Below are 18,360 nucleotides of genomic sequence, written 5' to 3' on the forward strand. Positions count from 1 at the left end.
ATCCGCCCCGCCTGCACAATTTCAAATCGCGCCTGGATGGTTCGCTTAGTCGAGCTTCTTCGTCTGGGGCAGGGCCAAGGGGTCGGACGGCGTCGGCGACATGAGCTGCGCCAGAATTTCGTCGGCTGACTGGCTGGAGCCGCCAATGCCGGCTTCGCGCAATTGGCGATCGAGGTCATTGCCGTTTTCGAGCGCGGCGAGTTCGGCGCCGGCGGCGATGCGGCCGGCCGTGGCCTCCTGCTTCTTCTTGATGCGCTCAAGGCTGTCGACAGCGCTGCCGAGGCGGGTGTTGATGCCCGACTGGCTATGGGCCAGAGCCGACTGCGCCTTGAGGAGCGATTCATTGGCTTTGACGTTGTCGACCTCGCGCTTCATCTGGGTGATGCGCGCTTCGGTGTCCTGAATGGTGCGCAGCATCTGCTGCTGGCGCGGCAACAACTGGTCGAGCTCGGCCTGGTCGCGCTGCAATTCGCCCCGGATGGTGGCGATGCGCTGGGCAAGGCCCTGCGCGAGGTCGGTGCGGCCCGCGGCGATGGCAGCGCGGGCGCTATCGGTATCCTTGGCTTCCTTGGCGCGGTTTTCCTCGATACGGCGGGCCATGCTCTTGTTGGAAGCCATGATGCCGGCAAGGTCGGAGCGCGCCTGTCGCAGGGATTGTTCGGCGTCGCGAATTTCCTGGTCGAGAACGCGCATCGACTGGCTATCGGCGACGGATTCGGCGGCTTCGTTGACCCCGCCGCGGATGGCGGTGAAGATTTTACCCCAGGCGCTCACGCTGCGAACTCCCCATTCTTCCATTCATTGATCATGTCTGCCGCATCGACCGCATTGGCGGCGAGCACGGCGACTTCTTCGACGACGGTCTCGGCACTGGAGCGGGCCGAAAGCGAGCCGAAGAGTTCGTACCATTCTTCGCCGTCGATCTGGGTGATACCAAAGCTCGAAAGCGGCACCAGCTTGTGCGTCTTGAGCACCATGCGCTCAAAGGATTCGCGATGGGGCACGTCCTTGCAGGGCGCGAGAATGACGCTGGCGAGAATATCGCGGTCGCCACTCATGGTGACGAAGACGTCAAGATCGCCCTTTTCCTTGAGCGTCACGAACAGGACATTGCCCTCGGGCGGAACATGCACGTCCACATCGCCAAGGGCTTCGGGATCAGACGCGAAAAGCTGCGTCAGGGTCGTGAGGTTCCAGGTATCCAATAGGTCCTCCATGGGATCTGTCGATATCGGCCGGCTTGTGCGGGCGCCTTGCGCATATGGTACTATCACATTGTGACCGCAACCATATTTGCCTGTGGCGACTTGTCGCCAATATTTGGTGCGGTTCGCCTTCCTAGCATCTCGGCGCATCGCTACCATATAGGAGCGATGAATCCGGCTTGCATGGGGTTCATGGCCGCATAGGGAGCAGGGCATGATCGGTTGGTTCGGCCGCAAAGACGAGAAAAAACCGCTGCCGGTCGAGCGTGGTCCTCTTGCCGTCGGTATCGGTGGCGCCCTCGACCTCGATTTTCTGTCGCTCGAAGCCAATGCACTTGGCGGCGAGCCGGCCATGCCGTTGCCGCTGAGCGGGCCGTTCATCGTTGCCGCCTATGGCGAAGTGCAGCTGGACGCCTCAAGTGTGCTCTCACGCTACTATGACGACGAACACCGCATGATCCAGACCATGTCTGGCGGTGGCAAGCCCGGCGATGCGGTGGAAGACATCAGTTTCTATCATCCCTGGGACAGTGTCGTGCCCTCCGGGCCGCAGGCCTGGTCGCGCTGGACGGGGCCGAATGGGCTGATCGGGCAGGAACACTATGATGCCGATGGCATCCACTTTCATCGCTTCTGGGGCGAGGGGCCGGAGCGCACGGCGCTCGTTGAATTCGTCGAAAAGGTCGACGATGGCGAGGCGCTCCGCTCCATCCACCAGACCTGCATGCTCTATTATCGTCCCCTCGGCCAATCGCGCGAAATGCTGCTGATCAATGTCGAGCGCGACCTCGGGCAGGGGCAGAGCCAGACGGGCAGCTCGGTCGAATTTCTCATCGGCTACGGGCTTACCCCGGCCGATGTGCGCCGCGTCTGACATCCATTGAACGTTTCATCCAAGGAGTTTCGACATGCTTGACTATGTGGCGGGCCTGCCGGCCTTCCTCGGCTATTTTGCGATTGGCCTGGCCGCTTATGGCGCCTTCGCTTTCGTCTATACGGCCATCACGCCGCATCGCGAGGTGGAGCTGATCCGGGCCGGCAACATGGCCGCGGTGACGGCCTTTCTCGGTGCCATTCTTGGCTTCAGCCTGCCGCTGGCTTCGGCCGCTGCCAATTCGGTCAGCATTGTCGACTACATCATCTGGGCCGTGATCGGCATCCTGGCGCAGATCCTCGCCTACTACATCGCCAATTTCACGCTCAAGAACCTGCACGAGAAGATCACCAATGGTGACGTGACGGCCGGCATCTGGGGCGGTGGCATCGCGCTCGCGGTCGGCATTCTCAATGCCGCCTGCATGACCTATTGAGGGAGGACGCAATGCGCAGACGTCTCAGCGGTCGCAAGCCGCCGCTTCTCTCGCTTGGCACCATCGCCATCTCGTCGCTGGCCCTGGCCGGTTGCGCCGGCGAGCCGCCGGGCGAAGTGCTTTTCACCTCGGTCGATCAGTGCATCACTGCCGGCATGGATGCCCAGGTGTGCCAGGCCGGTTATCAGGATGCGATGCAGGCCCACCTGCAATCCTCGCCCAAGTTTGATGGCCTCGCTGCCTGTGAAGCCGAGTATGGCGTGGGCCAATGCGCTGAGCAGCAGCCAGTGGCGACGGGGGTGGCGGCAGCTTCTTTACCCCGTTCCTCGCGGGCTATCTGCTGTCCTCGACGCTCAACAATATCGGCGATTACAATCGCTATCGCGACCAGCGGATTAACAACGGCTTTGCCTATGGGTCGACGCCGATCTATCGCAATCGCTCCGGCCAGACGGTTACCCCTGGCGCCCGGCCAGGCGGCGATGTGGTGGCCCCCTCGCGTCAGACCATGCAGCCGGTCAACGTCAATACCCGCACCGTCGTTCGCCAGGGCTTTGGTGGCGGTGGCGGCTTCAGTTTCGGCGGGTAGGCAATGAAACGCATCACCTATCCGGAACGCCATGGCTGGCGCGACAAGGCGCGCGAGGTCGGCTTCGGTTTTCACGAAATGTATGGCGAGCCCTATTGGCTCGACGATGTCGCCTACACCTTTACGCTCCAGGAGATCGAAGAACAGATCGAAGCGCCGAGTCAGGAACTGCACGAAATGTGCATGGACCTGGTCGGCGATATCGTGACAAGCGAAGAGGCCCTCGACCATCTCGCAATTCCTGAAGAGCTGCGCGATCTCGTGCGCGACTCCTGGGAGCGCGGGGACCGTCACCTCTATGGCCGGTTCGACCTCGCCTATGATGGCCAGGGTCCGGTCAAGCTGCTCGAATACAACGCGGATACGCCGACATCGGTCTTCGAGACTGCCTATTTCCAGTACAATTGGCTGATCGACCAAATCGCGGCCGGCGTGCTCCCGCAGGATGCAGACCAGTTCAACTCGCTGCAGGAAAGCCTCGTCGAGGCGTTTGGCCAGTTCTCCAAGGAACCGATCTTCCATTTCGCCGCCATGACCGACAACGAGGAAGATCGTGGCACGACGGTGTACCTCATGGATTGCGCCGTGCAGGCCGGGCATCGCGTGGAACTGCTCGATATCGGCGAAATCGGCGTCGACGCGCTAGGGCGCTTTACCGATTTGCAGGATCGGGTCATCGATCGCTGCTTCAAGCTCTACCCTTGGGAATTCATGCTGCGCGAAAATTTCGCGCCCTATCTGCCGCGGTCGGGCCGGGCTTTTGTTGAGCCCGCCTGGAAGGCCGTGCTGTCCAACAAGGGCCTGCTGCCGCTTCTTTGGAAGCGTTATCCCAATCATCCGAACCTGTTGCCGGCGTTTTTCACCGACGATCCCGGCGCGTCGTCCCTGTCGAGCTATGTGCAAAAGCCCCTGTTGTCGCGCGAAGGCGAGAACGTCTCGATCTTCACCAATGGCAAGGAGCTGGCGTCGGCACCGGGTGATTACGGCGCCGAAGGTTTCGTGATCCAGGAATATGCGCCGCTCTTTGAAAGCGAGGGTGGCTTTGCCGTGCTTGGCAGCTGGATCGTCGGCGACCGTGCCTGTGGCCTCGGCATTCGCGAGGACCGGTCGCGCATCACCGCCAACCTCTCGCGCTTCGTGCCGCACGTTATTCTGGACTGAGGGGACCGAAAGCAAGCTTTCGGGGTTGCGGCGGGCCTGTTTCGTGGCCATGTGGGGACCTCTGGTAATCGAGGTCGCAAGAATGAGCGCTGTTCCATCTGCCCGCCGCCGCGCCTTGATGCTGGTTAATCCCAATGCCAGGCGCGGCTCGGAAGCCATCGAGCCCGTCATCGAGCGCCTAGCCCAGGGCGGGGTCGACGCTGTCGTCGAGCGTTTCGATACGCCCGACGAAGTCTCGGCCGATATTGCCCGGCGCCGGCACGAGGCCGATCTCGTCATCGTCTGCGGCGGCGATGGCACCATAAATTCGGCGGCGCGGGGTATCCTCGAAACCGGGCTTCCCATGGGCATCATGCCGATGGGGACGGCCAATGACCTCGCACGCACGCTTAGCATTCCCAATGGGCTCCTACAGGCTGCCGACGTCATCATCGCGGGGAACACGCGGCGCGTGGACCTTGGCGAGGTGAATGGCCACCCCTTCTTCAACGTCGCCAGCATGGGACTCAGTGTCGATCTTGCCCGTGGGCTCACACCGGAGGCCAAGCGCCGCTGGGGCAAGCTCGGCTATGCCTTGGCGGCCCTGAAGGTTGCGACCCGCGCCAAAAGGTTTCGGGCCGAGATCATCAGCGATACCGGCCGCGAGCGCGTGAAAACGCTGCAGATCGCGGTGGGCAATGGCGTTCACTATGGCGGCGGCACGATGATCCATGCCGATGCGACCATCGAGGACGGACACCTCGACCTCTATAGCCTTGAACTCAAGAATGTCTGGAAGTTCGGCCTGATGCTGGGCGCCTTCCGCCGCGGCGAGCATGGCGCCTGGGACGAAGTTCGCACCGCCAAGAGCACGGAATTCGACATTCGCACCGAGACGCCGATGCCGATCAATACCGATGGCGACCTCGTCACCCAGACGCCGGCCCATTTTCTCATCCGGCCAAACGCCATTTCCGTATTTGCACCCAGCTGAGGGAGCAGCTAGCACCGTGAAGGCTTGTGTAAGACCAGCGGAGTCGGGACGTTGACGACATCTCCAGAGCGCGTTCAGCCTGCAGGGCGTTCGCCTGACAACACTCTGTTTTACATTGGCTGCGCGGTGGCTGCCGCGCTGCTGACGATTTTCGGAATCCTCGCGGATCAGGTTGTCGATGGCGACACGGCCGCTTTCGATCATGCCGTGGTGATGCTGTTTCGCGATCCGGCGACACCGGGCATTCCCGTTGGTCCGTCATGGTTCAACGAAGGCGTGCGGGATATCACTGCGCTCGGAAGTTTCCCGGTCCTCGGCGTCCTGGTGATCGGCGTCGTGTTGCATCTCTTGCTCACCGGGTCGCGCCGCACGGGCCTGCTTATTGCCATCAGCGTCCTTGGCGGCACGATCATCAGCACGGTGCTCAAGGCGCTCTTCGATCGGCCGCGGCCGGATTTCACCGGCGCCGTCGAGGTCTTCACCTCGAGCTTTCCAAGCGGGCACGCCACGACCTCCGCCGTCGTCTACCTGACGATTGGCGTTCTTTTGGCCCAGCGCGCGTCCACATGGCCGGCGCGAGCCCTTTACCTGCTGGGCGCCATCATCCTCGTCGGCGCCGTTGGCCTGAGTCGAATTTACCTTGGGGTCCATTTTCCAACAGACGTCCTGGCGGGCTGGGCTCTGGGGGCGGCCTGGGCGTTGATTTGCCTCGCGGTAGCGCACGCTCTGGACCGTCGCGGAACACTGCGCGATGAGACCCCGCCGGGACCGCCGACCGAAGCGCGGTAGGCCCGCTTGCTCCAGATCAAAGACGTTGCGACAAAGATGTCGTTGAGTGCAGCCTGATCGCCGGATATAGCGGCGTGATCAGGGGGCAAGATGCCGTTTAGATCGCGGAGCATCATTAGGGAAACGGCCAATGCCATAGCGGTATTGGCTCTCTATGTCCTCGTCCTCCTGGCACCACTGCATCAGGCCGCGGGCCTGCAGCGCGATTTGGATTCCCTGGGTTATGCGTCGCTGGACCTCTGGTCGGTCTGCGCGCCGCTGACTGTCGATCAAACCGACGACCAGCCCCAACTGGCCAAGTGTCCCCTTGCGGGCGTCGGAAAATATGAAGTCGCATTGGCCGAGCCTGCATCGCTCGATCTCGGCTTGCTTCGGTTTTGGGCAGAAGCGTCTTATCCCGCCGTCGCCGAACTGCGTCACTCTCATCACGCGCCCCATATCGGGCAGGCACGGGCGCCGCCAGTGATGGTCTGAGCTTCAGGCGTAAGCCAACCCTCTGACCATTTTATCACTGGAGATCATCATGATCCGTATTCTCGCCGCTTCGGCCGCACTCGCCGTTGCCCTCACTGCCGTTCCCGCTTTCGCCCACGTCACCCTCGAAGTGCGGGAAGCTGCCATCGGCTCGACCTACAAGGCCGTGCTGCGCATTCCCCACGGCTGCGGGACCGAGGCAACCAATGTTGTGCGCGTCCAAATTCCCGAAGGCTTTTACAATGTGAAGCCGATGCCCAAGGCGGGCTGGACCCTTGAAACCGTCACCGGTCCCTATGCGCAAGCCTATGACAATCATGGCACGCAGCTCACCGAGGGCGTGACCGAGATCGTCTGGTCGGGCGGCGACCTGCCGAACGAATGGTATGACGAGTTCGTCTTCCGCGGCACCTTTGCCGGCACGCTGGAGCCGGGCAAGTTCTACTTCCCCGCCATCCAGGGATGTGCCAACGGCGAAGAGGCCTGGATCGACGTCACGGGCGACGAAAACGCCGACATGCCCGCGCCGAGCGTCGAACTGGTTCCCGCTGGCGCTGCTGGTCACTAAGCCCAATGGGGTGCGGTGCGCCGCACCCCTCTTTCGCAGGGATCGCGTCACAGCCCTGTCGCTTGCAGCCGGTAGGTCGGTCTCTGCTGCATTATCAAAGAGCCGACCATGACCCGTTTCCTCCGTCCCTTCCTATTGCTGCTGCTCGTCTCCACGCCTCTCGCGGCGCAAGACCATGCCCATAGTGACCATGAGGCGAGCCTTGGCGCTGTCACCGTGATCCATGCCTGGACACGCGCTACCGCGCAGGGTGGGGACGCTGTGGTCTTCTTCGAGATCGAGAATGCGGGCGAGCCAGTTGTGCTGAGCGGGGCCGAGGCCTCGAATTCAGCAAGCGTAGAGGTGGTCGGCGCCACCATGGGCGCGGATGGCGTCATGGCCTATCAGCCGGTGGGTGAATTCCAGCTTCCGAGCGGAGAATTCGACTTCGACCCGAATGGACTGGGTCTGCGGCTCAATGATCTCACGGCTGAACTCAAGCAGGGTGACCATTTTCCGCTGCATCTGCTGATCGGTGGTGGCGAGCTTCAGATCAGTGTCGAAGTCGAAGCATCAGACGCCGTCGCCCATAGCCACGCTGGGCATAGCCACTAGCGCAGAGCGTCGACCACGGGCCGGCGATAGATAATCAGCGCCGGTACCAGCGCCAGAACGAGGCCGAGGCCGACCAGCGTGCCGACGAGCGACAGCTCGCGCGCGCCGATCTCGGCGCGCATGGCGACACCGGTGGATTGCGCCAAAAGGTCGGAGACCACAGCCGCGGCGCCCCAGCCGAGGACAAGCCCTGTCAGCGCGCCGGTGACGACGATGCCGGCGACGTAAATCCAGACCGTGGCAAAGATGAAGAGCGGCGAGGCGCCGAGGGCGCGGAGCACCGCGAAGCGCTGGCGCTGCAGATCGAGAATGGCGACGACACCAGCAAGGATGGCCGCGACTACCAGCGCCTGGGCCGCGAGCGTTAGGGCACTCATGATGGCGGTGGCGTCGCCGAGCAGGGCATAGAGCCCCACCAGAACTTCGGCAGGAAAGAAGGCGGTCGATTGCGGTGTGCGGTAGGCGGAGCGAAGGCCATAGGCGGCCGCCAAGTCCTTTGGCTTTACCACCACCGCCGGCAGGCCGGGCAGGGCGTCGGGATCGAAGGGCGCGCCGATATGGGTGTCTTCGGGCAGATGGCCGGTGCCGAGACCGTGCGCCGCCCAATTGTATTCGATGGGTACGACAATGGCGCGGTCCCAAGGTGTGCCGGTGGGCCGCATGCGGCCGACAATGGTGATGTGCGGATGATCACCATCACCGCCGGGCACGGCCTCGCCGGCTTCGATGGCATCGGCCGCGGCATCGGCATCAGTACCGGTGGCGCCGCCGTGGCCGTGCGAGACTTCGAGTTCATCCCCGACGGCGTGGGGCGACAGGGCGCCGACAACCGCTTCGTTGACCGTTTCGAATAGCCGGCCTTCGGCAAGACCACCTGAAAGGTGGTCGACGAAGGGTGCCACGGTGCCGACAACGGGGTCATTGCCGATGGCATCGCCAAAGCCGATGGGGGCGACGAAGTCAGCCTCCGGCTCATCGAAAAGCAGGCGGGTGATGGCGGGATCGAGTAGTTCGACGGCGGTTGGGTCGAGATAGACGGTCGAGAACAGCACGTCATTGTGGCTGCCGGGGGCGGCGACGATAAGGTCGAACTTGTCCGCGGCGCGGGCGCTGCCGATGCGGAGGGCACGCTCCTGGGCTGAAATGGCGATGCCGAGGGCCACGGCCAGCGCCACGATCAGCAGGAACAGAATGGCGGTAAACCTGTTGCGGCGCAGGGAAGCCCAGGCAATCGGGAACGGGTTCATGGCGTCCGCTCCCTGCGGCCATGGTCGAGTTGCACCGTCTGGTCGGCGAGGGTTTTGAGCGCCGGATCGTGGGTCGCGACAACAACGGTGCGGCCGTCTTCGCGGGCGAGGCGTTGCAGCACCGCGGCGACGGTTTCGCCTGTGGCCGCGTCAAGGCTGGCTGTGGGCTCGTCGGCAAAGATGACGCTGGGATCGCCGATCAGGGCGCGGGCAATGGCGACGCGTTGCTGCTGGCCGCGAGAGAGTTTTGCGACGCTTTCACGTTCGGTCGGCACATCGAGTTGGCGCAGCAGGTTGACCGCGTGCTGTCTTTTCGCGGCGGCCGAAAAGCTGTCGAGCCAGATGGGCACCAGCACATTGTCGACCGGGCTCATTTCCTCGATCAGGTGAAAATTCTGGAAGATGAAGCCGGCCTGTTTGCGGCGCCAGCGGTCACGCTGGCTTTCGCCGAGTTTTGCAATGTCGGTGTCGGCCCAGGCGATGGTGCCGGCGTCCGGGCGCAGGAGGCCAGACAGCAGGTAGAGCAGGGTGGATTTCCCCGAGCCGGATGCGCCCGAGAGCACGGTCAATGTGCCGGGCGCGACGGCGAGGCCGGGCAGGTCGATGACATCGGCGCCGGCGAAGGCGAGGCGCAGGCCGGAAACGGCAAGAGGCAGTCCCGGCATGGAAAACTCAGAGAATGGTGTAGCGGGTATCGAGCAGGCGCACCTTGCTGACAAAGCCGGTCGGCCCGTCGGTCTCGATGCCGGTGTCGAAGGTGCCCTCGACGCGGATGAGATTGGAGAAGCGCGTGAACTTCATGTCGCCCTCGAAATAGGAGAGGACAATGTCATTGGGCCAGTCCGTCGCGTCATCGCAGAAGGGGCACGTGGCCATGGGCGTCTTGGTCAGGACGAAGAAATTGATCTCGGGCTTGAGCGGTGGCGCCATATAGCCGGTCATGACGATGCGCTGGCCTTCGAGGGCGATGGCCTGGTCCGAAAGGTCCTTGCCGCGCGAATACATGTCGCGGAAGCGCAGGGACGGCAGGTCGGCGAAAGCGGGCTTGGTAGCGAGGAGCGTGCCTGCGGCGGCGAGGCCGGCGACGAAGTGGCGTCGTTGCATGTCTTTTGTCCTGTTCCCTAGCCGGCGCAGCCCCCGTTGGAGCCTCGCGTCATTCCCGCGAAAGCGGGAATCTCACTTGGTCGACGATCGGATTCCCGCTTTCGCGGGAATGACGCTGTGCGGAGGAGAGTAAGCCGAAGGCATCCCCACCGTGTGACAATCACGGCCTCGTGAATCGAAAAGTGGCCGCCGGCTCCCTGGCGGCCACTTCTGTTGTAAAAAGTTACTTCGTGGCGTTGAGGCCGATGGCCTTGGCCATGACGTGGTAGATCAGGTTCTGTTCGATCACGCCATCGAGGAGGTAGGCCTGCGGGCCTTGTGCGAAGACGGCGACGTCGTCGCCGGCGTGGCTTTCCGAACCCATCGGGATCAGGGCCTGCTGCAGGAAGTCGACGTCGGTGGTGTCGACTTCGGTGAGGTCGGCGCGCTGCAGGGCGGCGCGGACTTCTTCGCCGGTCATCTTCGAGACGTCGGCACCTTCTTCAAGGGTCTTGGCGCCCGGGCCGTTCATGTAGCCGAGGGTGGTGTAGGGCAGGCCGTCATCACCCGTACCGGCAATGCCGAGGATCGGGTTGTTGCGGGTCGGATAACCGGCGATGGTGAAGACGTGGCTGTGGTCGGCGGTGAGCACGATCAGCGTTTCTTCCGGGTTCACCGCGTCATAGGCAGCCTTCATGGCTTCCGAGACGGCGATGGCGTCGGTGAGGGCGCGGGCAGCATTGCCGGCGTGGTGCGCGTGGTCGACGCGACCGCCTTCAACCATCAGCACGTAGCCGTTTTCGTTCTTGGAGAGGATGTCGATGGCCTTGGTGGTCATCTCGGCGATGGAAGGTTCGCCGCCGGCATCGCCTTCGCGGTCGGCTTCGTACTGCATGTGCGAGCCGTTGAAGAGACCGAGAACATGGCCGGTGTCGGCGGTGAGCGCGTCAAAGCCTTCCTTGTTCCAGACATACTGGCCATCGTTGTACTTGGCCTGCCAGTCGGCGATCAGGTCACGCTCCTTGCGCGAACCGGTCTTGGTCTCGTCTTCCGGATCCTTCTGGCTTTCGAGCATGAAGTTGGCACGGCCGCCGCCGAACACGACTTCAAAGCCGTCGCCGAACGACCAGTCGACCAGCTGCGAAGCGATATCGGCGCACTTGCCGACGGCGTCTTCAGGCAGGCTCTTGTCGTTTTCCCAATCGCGACCGACGGTGTGCGCATAGGCAGCAGCCGGGGTGGCGTGGGTGATGCGGGCGGTCGAGATGATGCCGGTGGCAAGGCCAGCGGTTTCGGCCTGTTCGAAGATCGACATGGTGGTGGCGCCAGCCTGGGTCGAGCAGTCTTCGAGCACGGCGGTCTGGTCGACGCCGATGGTGCCGTTCAGCGACTTGACGCCCGAGGTGATGGCGGTGGCGGTCGGGGCGGAGTCAGCGACCTGGCTGTCGTGCGTGTAGGTCTTCACGAGAGCCGTGTGCGGGAGCAGGGTTTCGAAGGCGAGCGAGTGGCTTTCGCCATCGACGCCGGCCAGCTGGCCTTCGTGGATACGGGCAGCGGTGATGGTCGGGATGGAGAGACCGTCAACGATGAACATGATGACGTTCTTGGCCTTGCCGGTGTTTGGCTGAACGGCTTCCTTGGCGGCGAGCTGTTCCTGGGCGGCGAGGAAGTAGCTGTCATCGGCCTGCGGCACGGCCGTCTGGGCCAGAACCGGCAGAGTCAGGGCGAGCGTGGAAACGCCAGCAAAAAGAGCCCGGGAGAGCTTGACCATGATGTTCACCTTCTTGGGTTGGAGCGTCCGGGCAGGAGCGGAACTGACCGGTTCATCAACCCATTAGACCGGCGATGTGACACATAAATGTAGTTACGTCATAACGTTACGGATGGTTGGTGATGTGTCGTCGTAACGGTGGGGTTGGGGGATGGCCCTGGCGCATCCAACTGTCAGCGCTGGGGAATGTCATCGGCCGTTCACGCCGCTGTGATCCCAGCGACATCACGCTTCTTTAGGGCAGGGCATCCATTTTTCCTGGAGAGAACCATGCTCAAAGCGCTCGCCCTTGGCGTCAGCCTCAGCCTCCTCGCATCCCTGTCTATGGCTCAAGATACGGCCCAAGGTCCGACCAAGTTTGAAGCCGTGTTGAAGGCCCATGCCCAGCTGCCGGCCCAGACCTTCCTGCCCGCTCCCGCAGATGCTCCGGTTGGCCTCCAGAAGTCCGGCCGCTTCACCTCGGGCACGCGCGCCGAGACCCCCTATGGCTGGTCCAATCCGGCTTCGGGCATTGCCATGCCGTTCCCCGGCCAGCCCCTCCAGGGCATGAGCGGCGTGCGCTCGCTCGGCGATGACCGCTTCCTGTTCCTCACCGACAACGGCTTTGGCAACAAGGCCAACTCGTCCGACGCCATGCTGATGTTCAACATGCTGAAAATGGATTGGGAAGCGGGCAAGGTCGGCATCGAAAAGACCGTGTTCCTGAAAGACCCGAACCGCGTCGTTCCGTTCCCCATCGTTACCGAGCACAGCGAAAGCCGCTATCTCACCGGCGCCGATTTCGATCCGGAATCCATCCAGCCAGTTGGCGAAAACTACTGGATCGGCGACGAATTCGGCCCCTGGCTGATCGAAGTCGATGCCGAGGGCGTCGTGCTGCAGGTGGTCAAGACCAACCCCGGTGGCGTCGACTACAAGTCGCCCGACAACCAGTTCACCTCGCAGCCCGCTGCCGGCACTGTCGTGACCGGTATCAATACCGGCCGCTCCGGTGGCTATGAAGGCATGGCGCAGTCGATCGACGGCACCACGCTCTATCCGCTGCTCGAAAAGCCCTTCTTCGACGAAACCGCCGGCGCGCTCGAACTCGTCGATGGCAAGCCGGTCATCCGCATGCTCGAATTCAACGTCGGCGATGCCACCTGGAGCGACACGGTTCGCTACTATCCACTCGACGACGCCGGCCACGCCATCGGCGACTTCAACATCTTTGAAGGCACCCGCGGCCTGATCATCGAGCGCGACAACAATGAAGGCGACGATGGTCGCGAAAAGGCCGCTGCCTTCAAGCGCATCTATCTTGTCGATCTCGCCCGCGCCGACGAAAACGGCGTGCTCGAAAAGATCGCCTATATCGACCTGATGGCCATGCAGGACCCGGACGGCATCGCGCCGCGCGGCAGCAAGGACGGCGTCTTCACCTTCCCCTTCGTGACCATCGAAGACGTTGATCTCGTCGACGCCACCACCATCGTCGTCGCCAACGACAACAACTATCCCGGCTCCACCGGCCGCGAAGCTGGCCGCGCCGACGACAACGAGTACATCCTCCTCGACGTCGCCGACTTCCTCAAGGCCGAGTAATCTTTTGGCTTTCGACGCGGAGGAGGGGTCTTGGTACCCCTTCTCCGGATCGAAGCGCGGGGCGGCGAATTCGGTGCCGGAGTGAACGTCCGGGTAGGGTATCGACTATGCCGCTGCCGTAGCCCGATCGATAAAGGCCCTTTTTGCCGCGGTGTACGCGGCGCGGTCCTGCGCGAACTGCACCGCAAGCCGCTCCTTGAGGTCGTCGTACTCGTGCGCCAGGTCGGGATCAGCTCTGAGTCGATCTCGGAACCTAAGGTTGTGATGCCAAGTGGGACCGTCGAACTGAACGACATGCACCAGATGTGTTCTTGCAACGCCTTTGCCAAACACATGGTCGTTGGGGACGCCCGCCTGACGGGCAAAATCATATCCGATGGACGACATCGCCGGCTCGAGCAGCGGCCCCGCGTCCAGATCCTTTATGCCAACCATCAGGTCTAGTATCGGCTTTGACCTGATTCCTGGAATTGACGAACTGCCAATGTGTTGAATGTCGATCAAGCTGGCACCGAGAACTGAGCGAACGACTTCAGCTTCTAAGTCGAAGGCGGTTTTCCATGCCGGATTGTGTGGCACCAGCAAGACTACGCCATGCTTCAGGCCGAGGCCGAAATCGTTGGTGATACATTGGTTGCGATCGTCGCTCATGAGTTCAGTCCACCACGGTTCTACCGATTTTTCAAACGGCTGTTGGGACGCGTCAAAAACCAACAGGTGCGTTTGCCGGTATCGAGCGCGGCAAAAACAACAGATCAGATTCAAGCCCCGAGCGACCTTGCTTGATCTGCGTATCCCGACGGCTATAGTTGGGCGGCGGCCGTCCCGGCCGAACCTGCCGCCGGGTTGAAGGGGACGTACTCTCTCACTGCATTGCGACGACCTCATTCATGGTCGACGCGTAATCGGCGGACGTCGACCGTAGAAGAGAGGTTCGTCATGCCCTTCGGCAATACGCCCTTTACGCGTGCGCATATCTCCATGTTGAAGAACGCGGTCCGCGATCGCTATCCAGAGATCAAGTCGTCACATGTCGATGAAGCGATCGCCTTCAGCTTCGGCTTCGATACCTACGCAGCCATGCTGCCGGTGCTCGATCAAGCGGAAGGGACCAGCTGCATGTCGGCACAGTTGATACCAGACTGGTTCGCGGTGAGACTTCTCCAGTTGGGGTATGACCCTCTGAGATACTCTGATCTTCGGCATATTCTCTGGATTTCGGTTCCCGAAAGCAGGCCTGCAGCCAATCGGCGGCTAGAAGCTGCCAAGGACCTCTTCAGGCCAAGACCGGCGAATGACACCTGATAATGGGAGACACCCTGCAGGACGCCTCCGGGCCCCCTGCGCGTCAGGCCTTGAGGACGACCACCTTCGTATTCACCGGCGTCTTCTCGTAGAGATCGAGCATGTCCTGGGTGAGAAGACCGACACAGCCACTCGAAACGCCCTTGCCGATCGTTTCGGGCATGATCGTGCTGTAGATCGTGTAGAGCGTATAGGCACCATTCTGGTAGAGATAGAGCGTGCGGGCGCCGAGAGGATTGTCGAGGCCCGGCGGCATGCCATTGGCATAGGGCGCCGCTTCCGGCTGGCGCGCGATCATTTCCTTGGGCGGCGTCCAGACCGGCCATTCAGCCTTGCGCCCGATATAGGCTTCGCCGCTCCACAGGAACCCGGCGCGCCCGACATTGGCACCGTAGCGCGTGGCATTGCCGTTGCCCTCGATGCGGTAGACATAGTAGCGGGCGGGATCGACGATGATCGTGCCGACCGCTTCAGCAGAATCGTAGCGCACCGTTCTGCGCAGATATTTCGGGTCAACCTTGCTCAGTTTTACCGCGGGGATGGGGAAGCGCTCATTGGGAACCGGCCCATAGACCCGTTCCGCTTCCGCCATGCTCATTCCGGCGGGTGAGCAACCCGCAAGGCCAAGCGCGGCAACGGCAGCAGCGCCGCCAACCAGGAACGACCGACGACCCAAGCGCGGAGCGTTGGAGTCGATTGCTTCGGCATTGATGAAACCATCTTTTGTCGCCACCACACCCTCCTGCAGGCGGAACCGCAATGTCTTGCGGGGGAGATTGGTCTCACAATGCCCGGTTGGCAAGCTCCGCGTTCAGGGTCGCGGCCGCCACCCTGCCTCCTTCGTTTGCGGTCCAGCAAATTCCACCGATGCGGTGGGCCTTGATTTCCTGGCCCAGGAAAGCAGACTGTCGCCATGGAAAGAAATCCAGACGATGATGAAGTCTCCCTGGTCGGCGGCAGGTCTACCGTCGCCACGCGCGCTGGCGTTGTCTATCGGCAAGCCGCGCCGTGGTCGGCAACAACGATCGCCCTTTTGCGGCACCTGGAAAAGCAGGGCTTCGAGCATTCTCCCCGCGTCGTCGGCACAGGCTTCGACAATCAGGGACGCGAAACGCTGGCCTATATCGAGGGGGAGAGTGTTCACCCTTACCCCTGGGCAGATGACGCGCTGCCCATCCTCGGCGGCATTCTGCGAAAACTGCACGCGTCAGCCGCCTCGTTCGCGCCGCCTGAGGGCTCAGTCTGGCGACCCTGGTTCGGCAGGCACCTTGGCCGGCCAAGCGCCATCGGCCATTGCGATACCGGGGCATGGAACATCATTGCCCGTGCAGGGCGGCCTGTTGCCTTGATCGATTGGGAAGAGGCCGGGCCCGTCGATCCGATGATCGAATTGGCGCAGGCATGCTGGCTCAACGGCCTGCTCTTTGACGACGACCTGGGCGAGACCCTGGGCCTAGGCTCGGTCGAAGCGCGCGGGCGCCAGGTGAAGATGTTGCTCGATGGGTACGAGCTGCCCCGTGACGCGCGGGCGGGATTCGTCGACCGGATGCGAGACTTCGCGATCCTCAGTGCCGCCAACGAGGCCATTGACGCGAAGGTCACTCCCGAGACGGAAGACGCCACGCCACTGTGGGGGATCACCTGGAGAACGCGAAGCGCCGCCTGGCTTGTGAAGCACCGGGACACTCTCGACCGAATAGTGACTTCGGCCGGCTAGCTGTTAGCGCGGCGAGGGCAGCGCCACGACACGGCGTCCGGGAGGCTCATCGGTTTTCACGAATGGGCGGCACCAAAGTTGCCGCGGCGCTAAGCGATCTGCGCGGGCAGATTCTAGCGGAGGTGACTGAGCCGACGGTGCGGACCGGAGCCACGGACCTCGTGGCGCAGCTGGGTCGCATGACATCGATGCTGAGCGAGCAAGCCGAAGTGCCGCGGTCGGCGCCGTGGGCGTGCCGGCGGCGGTCCATCCGGAAACGGCGGACTTGAGCCTGGCTGGAAATCTACCGGGGCTTGAGGGCGCGAACTTGCGGGCCGCCCTTGCAGAGGCGATGGGTGTCGACGTGTTGATCGACAATGACGTCAACCTGGCGCTTCTTGCGGAAGTAGGGCTGGGCAGCGCCCGCCAGTTCCTAGTCAACCCAACGGGCTGGCAGGGCGATGTACTAGGCACCCTGCCAACCCGCTAATTGTTTGGTGACATCAATCCTCTTCGACGAACACCTCTTTGCGTTTGCTCCTGATGGAGGGCAGTACGGCGATGATCACTGCGAGGAGGGCGAGACCAAGAAGGGTCGCCGAGATGGGGCGTTCGAGGAAAACCATCGGATCGCCACGCGAGATGATCATGGCACGGCGCAGATGCTCTTCGAGCAGCGGTCCGAGCACGAAGCCCAGCAATAGAGGCGCTGGTTCGCAACCGAGCCGGATCAGCACGTAGCCAACAATGCCGAAGAAGCCGATGGCGAAGACGTCGAAGATGTTCTGGTTGATCGAATAGCATCCGATGCACGCGAACAGAACGATGGCGGGGAACAGTGCGCGATAGGGGATGGAGAGCATCTTCACCCAGAGCCCGATCAACGGCAGATTCAACATCACGAGGAGCAGGTTGCCGATCCACATCGAGGCGATGATGCCCCAGAAGAGCGCCGGCTGGTCGTTGATGACATTGGGCCCCGGGGTGATGCCCTGGAGGATGAAAGCGCCGACCATCAGTGCCATGACCGGATGGGCGGGAATGCCGAGGGTCATCAGCGGAATGAAGGACGTTTGTGCCGCCGCGTTATTGGCAGATTCCGGACCGGCGACGCCTTCAATGGCACCGTGGCCGAACTCTTCCGGATGCTTGGAAAGGCGCTTTTCGGCGGAATAGGAGGCGAATGACGCCAGGATATGGCCGCCGCCGGGGAGAATACCGAGCACGGAGCCAAGCGCGGTGCCGCGGATAACCGGCGCGACAATGCGCTTCAGCTCCTCTTTGCCGAGCCAGAGATTGCTCACTGACTTGACCATGACATCGCGACCCTTCTCGTTTTCGAGGTTCCGCAGGATTTCGGCGACACCGAAAATGCCGACGGCGACCGAGACGAAGTTGAGGCCGGAATAGAGTTCGCGGATGCCAAGGGTGAAGCGCGGGGTGCCGGTATAGATGTCCTGCCCGACCATACCCAGCAGCAGGCCGAGAACGATCATGGCGAGAGCCTTGAGGATCGAGCCATGCGCCAGCGCGATAGAGACGAGCAGCCCAAGAACGATCAGCGCAAAGTATTCCGGGGCGCCAAAATTCAGCGCCGCTCGGGCAAGGGGCGGGGCGAAGAAGGCAAGCAGCAGCGTGCCGACCGTCCCGGCGAAGAACGAGCCGAGGGCGGCGGTGGCCAGAGCGTGGCCGGCGCGGCCTTGCTTGGCCATCTGGTAGCCATCGATGGCAGTAACGGCCGATGAACTTTCGCCCGGCAGGTTGATCAGAATGGCGGTGGTAGAGCCGCCATATTGGGCGCCGTAATAAATGCCCGCCAGCATGATCAAAGCCGCGGCCGGCGACAGTGAGAAGGTGATGGGCAGCAGCATGGCGATGGTGGCGGTGGGGCCGATGCCGGGCAACACGCCAACCAGAGTGCCGAGCAGCACGCCAATAAAGCAGTAGAGAATGTTGATGGGATCGAGGGCGACGGAAAAGCCGAGGCCGAGAAAGCCGATGATATCCATGT

General features: G+C 62.5%; 21 protein-coding genes and 1 pseudogene. 13 read left to right on the top strand and 9 right to left on the bottom strand.

The genetic code is table 11. From position 1 onward, the window contains the following. Nucleotides 1-45: 45 nt before the first annotated feature. A complete protein-coding gene (locus NVV77_RS04675) occupies nucleotides 46-774 on the bottom strand; it encodes a PspA/IM30 family protein (RefSeq protein ID WP_295411229.1) in 729 nt (242 codons plus the stop codon). After that, nucleotides 771-1,217: a YjfI family protein gene (locus NVV77_RS04680; protein WP_295411230.1), complete on the bottom strand. Its 447-nt coding sequence runs from the start codon at nucleotides 1,215-1,217 to the stop codon at nucleotides 771-773. The genes NVV77_RS04675 and NVV77_RS04680 overlap by 4 nt, the downstream gene beginning before the upstream one ends. A gap of 202 nt (nucleotides 1,218-1,419) precedes the next feature. Here NVV77_RS04680 and NVV77_RS04685 point away from each other — a divergent pair, with 202 nt between their 5' ends. The 9 genes and pseudogenes from NVV77_RS04685 to NVV77_RS04725 all read left to right on the top strand — a co-directional run bounded on the left by NVV77_RS04685 (nucleotide 1,420) and on the right by NVV77_RS04725 (nucleotide 7,663). Further along, complete coding sequence (locus NVV77_RS04685; protein ID WP_295411231.1) at nucleotides 1,420-2,079, top strand: DUF2491 family protein; 660 nt, start codon at nucleotides 1,420-1,422, stop codon at nucleotides 2,077-2,079. A gap of 34 nt (nucleotides 2,080-2,113) precedes the next feature. Further along, entirely contained in the window at nucleotides 2,114-2,515 is a 402-nt protein-coding gene (locus NVV77_RS04690) for a DUF350 domain-containing protein (protein WP_295411232.1), read from the top strand. 11 nt (nucleotides 2,516-2,526) lie between these two features. Next, nucleotides 2,527-3,104 (top strand): annotated as a pseudogene (locus tag NVV77_RS04695) (DUF1190 domain-containing protein). A 3-nt stretch (nucleotides 3,105-3,107) separates the two neighbouring features. Then, the gene (locus NVV77_RS04700) at nucleotides 3,108-4,265 is read left to right on the top strand and encodes a glutathionylspermidine synthase family protein (RefSeq protein WP_295411234.1); all 1,158 of its coding nucleotides are present in this window, start codon (nucleotides 3,108-3,110) and stop codon (nucleotides 4,263-4,265) included. An 82-nt stretch (nucleotides 4,266-4,347) separates the two neighbouring features. Then, nucleotides 4,348-5,238, top strand: a complete 891-nt coding sequence (locus NVV77_RS04705; protein WP_295411236.1) for a lipid kinase — start codon at nucleotides 4,348-4,350, stop codon at nucleotides 5,236-5,238. 51 nt (nucleotides 5,239-5,289) lie between these two features. Continuing rightward, nucleotides 5,290-6,027, top strand: coding sequence for a phosphatase PAP2 family protein (locus tag NVV77_RS04710; RefSeq protein ID WP_295411238.1), 738 nt, complete (start codon nucleotides 5,290-5,292; stop codon nucleotides 6,025-6,027). Nucleotides 6,028-6,117: 90 nt separating this feature from the next. Then, on the top strand, nucleotides 6,118-6,501 hold the full coding sequence (locus NVV77_RS04715; protein WP_295411240.1) for a hypothetical protein: 384 nt from the start codon (nucleotides 6,118-6,120) through the stop codon (nucleotides 6,499-6,501). A gap of 49 nt (nucleotides 6,502-6,550) precedes the next feature. Further along, on the top strand, nucleotides 6,551-7,069 hold the full coding sequence (locus NVV77_RS04720) for a YcnI family protein (protein WP_295411242.1): 519 nt from the start codon (nucleotides 6,551-6,553) through the stop codon (nucleotides 7,067-7,069). Between the two features lie 108 nt (nucleotides 7,070-7,177). Beyond that, nucleotides 7,178-7,663, top strand: a complete 486-nt coding sequence (locus NVV77_RS04725; protein WP_295411244.1) for a copper chaperone PCu(A)C — start codon at nucleotides 7,178-7,180, stop codon at nucleotides 7,661-7,663. Here NVV77_RS04725 and NVV77_RS04730 read toward each other — a convergent pair. From NVV77_RS04730 to NVV77_RS04745, 4 genes are all read right to left on the bottom strand, one after another. Continuing rightward, nucleotides 7,660-8,910 (bottom strand): ABC transporter permease, encoded by a 1,251-nt coding sequence (locus NVV77_RS04730; protein ID WP_295411247.1) that lies wholly within the window; start codon nucleotides 8,908-8,910, stop codon nucleotides 7,660-7,662. The two genes, NVV77_RS04725 and NVV77_RS04730, sit on opposite strands and share 4 nt — an antisense overlap. After that, nucleotides 8,907-9,575 (bottom strand): ABC transporter ATP-binding protein, encoded by a 669-nt coding sequence (locus NVV77_RS04735; RefSeq protein ID WP_295411249.1) that lies wholly within the window; start codon nucleotides 9,573-9,575, stop codon nucleotides 8,907-8,909. Before NVV77_RS04735 ends, NVV77_RS04730 begins: the two co-directional genes overlap by 4 nt. Before the next feature lie 7 nt (nucleotides 9,576-9,582). Then, entirely contained in the window at nucleotides 9,583-10,014 is a 432-nt protein-coding gene (locus tag NVV77_RS04740; protein WP_295411251.1) for a hypothetical protein, read from the bottom strand. A gap of 223 nt (nucleotides 10,015-10,237) precedes the next feature. Next, nucleotides 10,238-11,764 (bottom strand): alkaline phosphatase, encoded by a 1,527-nt coding sequence (locus NVV77_RS04745; protein ID WP_295411253.1) that lies wholly within the window; start codon nucleotides 11,762-11,764, stop codon nucleotides 10,238-10,240. Nucleotides 11,765-12,034: 270 nt separating this feature from the next. On the opposite strand from NVV77_RS04745, the gene NVV77_RS04750 reads away from it, so the two are divergent. Then, nucleotides 12,035-13,348, top strand: a complete 1,314-nt coding sequence (locus NVV77_RS04750) for an esterase-like activity of phytase family protein (protein ID WP_295411256.1) — start codon at nucleotides 12,035-12,037, stop codon at nucleotides 13,346-13,348. A gap of 105 nt (nucleotides 13,349-13,453) precedes the next feature. Here NVV77_RS04750 and NVV77_RS04755 read toward each other — a convergent pair whose 3' ends face one another. After that, nucleotides 13,454-13,999: a GrpB family protein gene (locus NVV77_RS04755; RefSeq protein ID WP_295411258.1), complete on the bottom strand. Its 546-nt coding sequence runs from the start codon at nucleotides 13,997-13,999 to the stop codon at nucleotides 13,454-13,456. A gap of 288 nt (nucleotides 14,000-14,287) precedes the next feature. Between NVV77_RS04755 and NVV77_RS04760 the strand changes: the two genes are divergently transcribed. Then, nucleotides 14,288-14,653, top strand: a complete 366-nt coding sequence (locus tag NVV77_RS04760) for a hypothetical protein (protein ID WP_295411260.1) — start codon at nucleotides 14,288-14,290, stop codon at nucleotides 14,651-14,653. A 43-nt stretch (nucleotides 14,654-14,696) separates the two neighbouring features. On the opposite strand, the gene NVV77_RS04765 is transcribed toward NVV77_RS04760, so the two are convergent. Beyond that, nucleotides 14,697-15,386 carry a L,D-transpeptidase gene (locus tag NVV77_RS04765; protein WP_295411262.1) on the bottom strand — a complete coding sequence of 230 codons (690 nt, stop codon included), beginning with the start codon at nucleotides 15,384-15,386 and terminating at the stop codon, nucleotides 14,697-14,699. Nucleotides 15,387-15,566: 180 nt separating this feature from the next. Here NVV77_RS04765 and NVV77_RS04770 point away from each other — a divergent pair, with 180 nt between their 5' ends. Both NVV77_RS04770 and NVV77_RS04775 read left to right on the top strand, forming a co-directional pair. After that, nucleotides 15,567-16,370: a phosphotransferase gene (locus tag NVV77_RS04770; protein ID WP_295411263.1), complete on the top strand. Its 804-nt coding sequence runs from the start codon at nucleotides 15,567-15,569 to the stop codon at nucleotides 16,368-16,370. Between the two features lie 265 nt (nucleotides 16,371-16,635). After that, nucleotides 16,636-16,839 (top strand): hypothetical protein, encoded by a 204-nt coding sequence (locus NVV77_RS04775; protein ID WP_295411265.1) that lies wholly within the window; start codon nucleotides 16,636-16,638, stop codon nucleotides 16,837-16,839. Between the two features lie 13 nt (nucleotides 16,840-16,852). Here the strand turns inward: NVV77_RS04775 and NVV77_RS04780 are convergent, their stop codons facing one another. Continuing rightward, complete coding sequence (locus NVV77_RS04780) at nucleotides 16,853-18,358, bottom strand: tripartite tricarboxylate transporter permease (RefSeq protein ID WP_295411267.1); 1,506 nt, start codon at nucleotides 18,356-18,358, stop codon at nucleotides 16,853-16,855. Nucleotides 18,359-18,360 lie beyond the last annotated feature (2 nt).

Origin of the sequence: Devosia sp. (assembly GCF_024707125.1) — a bacterium.
GTDB lineage: Bacteria > Pseudomonadota > Alphaproteobacteria > Rhizobiales > Devosiaceae > Devosia.